Source organism: Quisquiliibacterium sp. (assembly GCF_982640115.1).
Genome location: NZ_CEXFHW010000243.1, coordinates 1 through 4,547, shown reverse-complemented (window position 1 = coordinate 4,547; position 4,547 = coordinate 1). Strand labels below are relative to the sequence as shown.

Genomic DNA, 4,547 nt, shown 5'->3' with positions numbered 1-4,547 from the left:
GGCCTGCGCGCTGTCGCCCATGCCGGCCGCATGATTGGCCACCACGCCGAGCGCGGCATAGGGCACGCCGAGTTCGCGGGCCAGCACCGCCTCGGGCATGCCGGTCATGCCGACCAGATCGCAACCATCGCGCGCCATGCGCCGGATCTCGGCTGCGCTCTCGAGGCGCGGGCCCTGGGTGCAGCCGTAGGTCCCCTCGAGGGCGAGCGGCTCGCCGATGGAGGCGGCCGCTCGCGCGAGCCGCTGGCGCACCGCCTCGTCATAGGGCAGCGTGAAGTCCACATGGGTGACCGGCTGGTCGGGCCCTTCGAAGAAGGTCGCGCGTCGGCCCCAGGTGTAGTCGATGATCTGGTCGGGCAGCACCAGCGCGCCAGGGCCGTACTCGCGGCGGATGCCGCCCACCGTGGCCACGGCCACCACCCCGTCCACCCCGGCATCATGCAGCGCCCAGAGGTTGGCGCGGTAGTTGATCTCGTGCGGGGCGATGGTGTGACCGTAGCCGTGGCGAGCTAGGAAGATCAGATCGACGCCATCGAGACGGCCGTGGGTGAGCGGGCCTGAGGGGTCGCCGAACGGGGTGCGCACCACCTGGCGGCGACAGTCGTGCAGGCCGGCGAGCGAACTGAGTCCGCTGCCGCCGATAATCGCGAATTTCCTGGGCATGGCTCCGGCGCGCTGGGCGCCTGGGGGGATTCGATCATGGCCAGCAGCGCCGCCTCGTCGATCACCGGCACGCCAAGCTCGATGGCGCGGGCGAGCTTGCTGCCGGCCGCCTCGCCGGCGACCAGATAGCGGGTCTTGCGCGACACCGAGCCCGACACCGAGCCACCCGCCGCGCGGATGCGCTCGGCCGCGGCCTCGCGCTCGAGGGTGGGCAGGGTGCCGGTGATCACGAAGCTCAGGCCTGCGAGCGGCCCGCCAGCAGGGGCCAGACCAGCGGCGGCTTCGTCCGCGAGGCGGCCACCGGGCTGTGGCGCGACGCCGGCCTCCAGCAGCTGCGCGAGGGCTTCGCGGTTGTGGGGTTCGGCCAGAAAGCGTTGCAGGCTGTCGATGATCTCGGGGCCGATGCCTTCCAGCGGCACCGGCAGCAGCGGCTCGGCGCGGGCGCGACGCCGCGCGTTCTCCTTCTGGATCTCGGCCTTGCGGGCCTGGATCTCGGGCCAGGGCGCAGCCATCAGCGCCGGCAGGTCGGGGTAGGCGGCGGCAAGCTGGCGCGCGACCTCCTCGCCGACATGGCGGATGCCCAGCGCAAACAGCAGCCGCGCCAGCGTGGGACGGCGTGACGCCTCGATGGCGGCGAGCAGATTGGCTGCCGACTTCTCGCCCATGCGATCGAGCCCCGCGAGATCGGCGGCATTCAGACGGTAGAGATCGGCCGGAGACTGCACCCGGCCGGCCTCGACGAGCTGGTCGACCAGCTTCTCGCCAAGGCCTTCGATGTCCATGGCGCGGCGCTGGGCGAAGTGCAGCAGCGCCTGCTTGCGCTGCGCCGGACAGGACAGTCCGGCCACGCAGCGCCAGGCCACCTCACCCTCCTCGCGAACCGCCGCGCTGCCGCAGGCCGGGCAGCGGGTGGGCATGACGAAGCGGCGCCAGCGACCGGCGAAGGCCGGGGAGTCGGCCGGCGGGCGCTGCTCGGTCAGCGCCCGGGCCACCTCGGGGATGACATCGCCCGCGCGGCGCACCACCACGGCATCGCCGATCAGCAGATCCTTGCGCCGGATCTCGTCCTCGTTGTGCAGCGTGGCATTGGACACCGTGGTGCCGCCGACGAACACCGGGCGCAAGCGCGCCACCGGTGTGAGCGAGCCGGTACGACCGACCTGGATCTCGATGTCGAGCAGCTCGGTGACCGCCTCTTCGGCGGGGAACTTGTGGGCGAGGGCATAACGCGGCGCGCGTGCGACATAGCCGATGCGCTCATGCCATTCCCGCCGGTTGACCTTGTAGACCACCCCGTCGATGTCGTAGGGCAAGTCGGGGCGTCGCGCCTGCATCCGCCGGTAAAAGCCGAGCAGCGCCTGCGGCCCGGCAAGCAGCTCGCGCTCGGCGCCCACCGGCAGGCCGAGATCCCGCAGCCAGTCGAGCAGCTCGGCATGGGTGGCCGGCTCGGTGGCGCCGCGCAGCTCGCCCAGACCGTAGGCGAGAAAGCGCAGGGGGCGGCGAGCCGTGACCGCAGGATCGAGCTGACGCAGCGCGCCGGCCGCGGCATTGCGCGGGTTGACGAACTCGCGCTCGCCGGCCTGCCGCTGGCCAAGATTCAGGCGCTCGAAGTCGGCCTTGTACATGAGCACTTCACCGCGCACCTCGAGCAGCTCGGGCACGGCACCACCGCGCAGGCGCAGCGGCACCGCGCGCACGGTGCGCAGGTTGGCGGTGACATTCTCGCCGCTGGCGCCATCGCCCCGCGTGGCTGCCAGCGCGAGCACGCCCCGCTCGTAGCGCAGGCTCACCGCCAGACCGTCGTACTTGAGCTCGGCGGTGTAGGCCACCGGCTCATCGCTGGCGAGCAGCGGACCGAGAGCCTCGCGCACCCGACGATCGAAGCCGAGCACCTCGTCATCATCGAAGGCGTTGTTCAGCGACAGCATCGGCACTGCATGGGGCACCGTGGCAAAGCCGGCCGCGGGCGCCGCACCGACGCGCTGCGTGGGCGAGTCTGGCGTGATCAGGTCGGGGTGTGCCGCCTCGAGCGCCTGCAGCTCGCGCAGGCACTGGTCGAAAAGCGCATCAGGCACACTGGGCGCATCGAGCACGTAATACTCGTGGTTGTAGCGGGCAAGCCGCTCGCGCAGGGCCGCAGCCCGCGCGGCCGGATCGCCTGCGGCAGTGGGCGGATCAGCGCTCACGGCGTGCTGCGTCAGTTGAAGACCCGCAGCGCCAGAGGCGAGCCGGGTGCCAGGCCGGCATCGACCAGCGCCTGCTGGCGCGCGCCGAGTTGCTCGCCGATGCGCAGCAGCACCGCCTGGGTGAGCGCCCTGCCCTGGTCATCGACCAGGCGGCCATCCAGGCGCAGCGCGCAGTGACGGGCGCACTCGAGCAGCCGTTCCCAGGGCTCGGCCGCCAGGGGGGCGCGCGGCACATCGATGAGCAGCGAGATGCGGTCGGGCGCATCGCCCAGGCTGACCGAGAACAGCACCTCGCCGGCCGGACCGAGGCGGGCGTGCCGGTTGTTGCCCCGCTCGACGCAGCCAGCCTCCTGGGCCAGGCGGGCGAGGTCAGCCAGGCCAAGCGCCTGCGGCGCGAGCACGTTGACCCCGACCATGGCGTCGAGCGAGGCACAGGTCTCGTCGAGCGCGCGGGCGCGCTGGAGCACCGCGCTCATGTCGGGGATGTCCGCGAGCAGCCCGAGCCGGTCGGCCAGGGTCTGCACCGCCGCCACGAACTCGGAGAACTCCATCGCATTGAGCGGCCCGTTGCGATTGGCGAGCAGCACGCCCACCCGCAGCCGCGCCAGCCGCTGGCCCGGCGCCAGCGGCTCCCAGACACCCTCGGGCTGCTCCTCGGCCGAAGCCGCGCAGCCTTCGAGGGCCACCGGCTTGCCGCCCACACGACGCAGCGCAGCCGGCCCCGAGAGCAGGCGCTCGGCGCTCACCGGCTCGGGCAGGTCGAACTCGATCAGGCAATCGGTGAGCGGACTCAGGCACACCCCGGTGACCAGGCTGGCCACCGGCGACGCGGCCGCGGCGGCGTTGTCAGCCGGCGCCGAGCCCGCCGCCACCGCCGGCTCATCGACCATGCCCAGGCTGGGCTCGGCGCGCGCGGCCGGGGTGCCTGCACTCGCCGGTGCCGGCGTGGCCACCGCCCGCAGGCGCGCGCCGCGACGCCGTGACTGCCAGGCGTTGTAGCCCAGGACCGCCGCCACACCGAGCACGACCAGCACCAGGGCGCTGACCGCGAGCGAGCTGAACGCGCCGGTGCCGTTCATGCCGCCTGCGCCATCTGGCGCGCCGAGTCGATGTCGACGGCGACGATGCGCGACACGCCGCGCTCCTGCATGGTGACGCCAACCAGTTGCTGAGCGAGTTCCATCGCGATCTTGTTGTGGGTGATGAACAGGAACTGGGTCTGGTCCGACATGCGCCGGACCATCTCGCAGTAGCGCTCGGTGTTGGCGTCGTCGAGCGGCGCATCGACTTCGTCGAGCAGGCAGAACGGCGCCGGGTTGAGCTGGAACATGGCGAACACCAGGGCGATGGCGGTGAGCGCCTTTTCGCCACCCGAGAGCAGGTGGATGGTGGTGTTGCGCTTGCCCGGGGGCTGGGCCATCACCTGGATGCCGGCGTCGAGCAGTTCGGCGCCGGTGAGGATGAGGCGCGCCTCGCCGCCCCCGAAGAGCTCGGGGAAGAGCTGACCGAAGCCGCGGTTGACCGCGTCATAGGTCTGCTGCAGGAGCTCGCGGGTCTCGCGGTCGATGCGGCGGATGGCGTCCTCGAGGGTGCTGATCGCCTCGTTGAGATCGGCCGACTGGTCATCGAGGAACTTCTTGCGCTCGTTGCTGGCACCGAGCTCATCGAGGGCGGCGAGATTGACCGCACCGAGCGCGC

3 protein-coding genes and 1 pseudogene are annotated in these 4,547 nt (G+C 72.1%); all 4 read right to left on the bottom strand.

Annotated elements, in window-relative coordinates:
• Window positions 1–609: S-methyl-5'-thioinosine phosphorylase (locus tag AC2H6A_RS18080; protein ID WP_484275110.1), on the bottom strand; the 609-nt coding region annotated here is incomplete at its 3' end.
• Window positions 519–2,849, bottom strand: coding sequence for an NAD-dependent DNA ligase LigA (gene ligA, locus AC2H6A_RS18075; protein ID WP_484275109.1), 2,331 nt, complete (start codon window positions 2,847–2,849; stop codon window positions 519–521). The genes ligA and AC2H6A_RS18080, both read right to left, overlap by 91 nt.
• 11 nt (window positions 2,850–2,860) lie before the next feature.
• Window positions 2,861–3,928: a cell division protein ZipA C-terminal FtsZ-binding domain-containing protein gene (locus AC2H6A_RS18070; RefSeq protein ID WP_484275108.1), complete on the bottom strand. Its 1,068-nt coding sequence runs from the start codon at window positions 3,926–3,928 to the stop codon at window positions 2,861–2,863.
• A pseudogene (locus AC2H6A_RS18065) lies at window positions 3,925–4,547 on the bottom strand (chromosome segregation protein SMC); the annotation flags it as partial. The gene AC2H6A_RS18070 and the pseudogene AC2H6A_RS18065, both read right to left, overlap by 4 nt.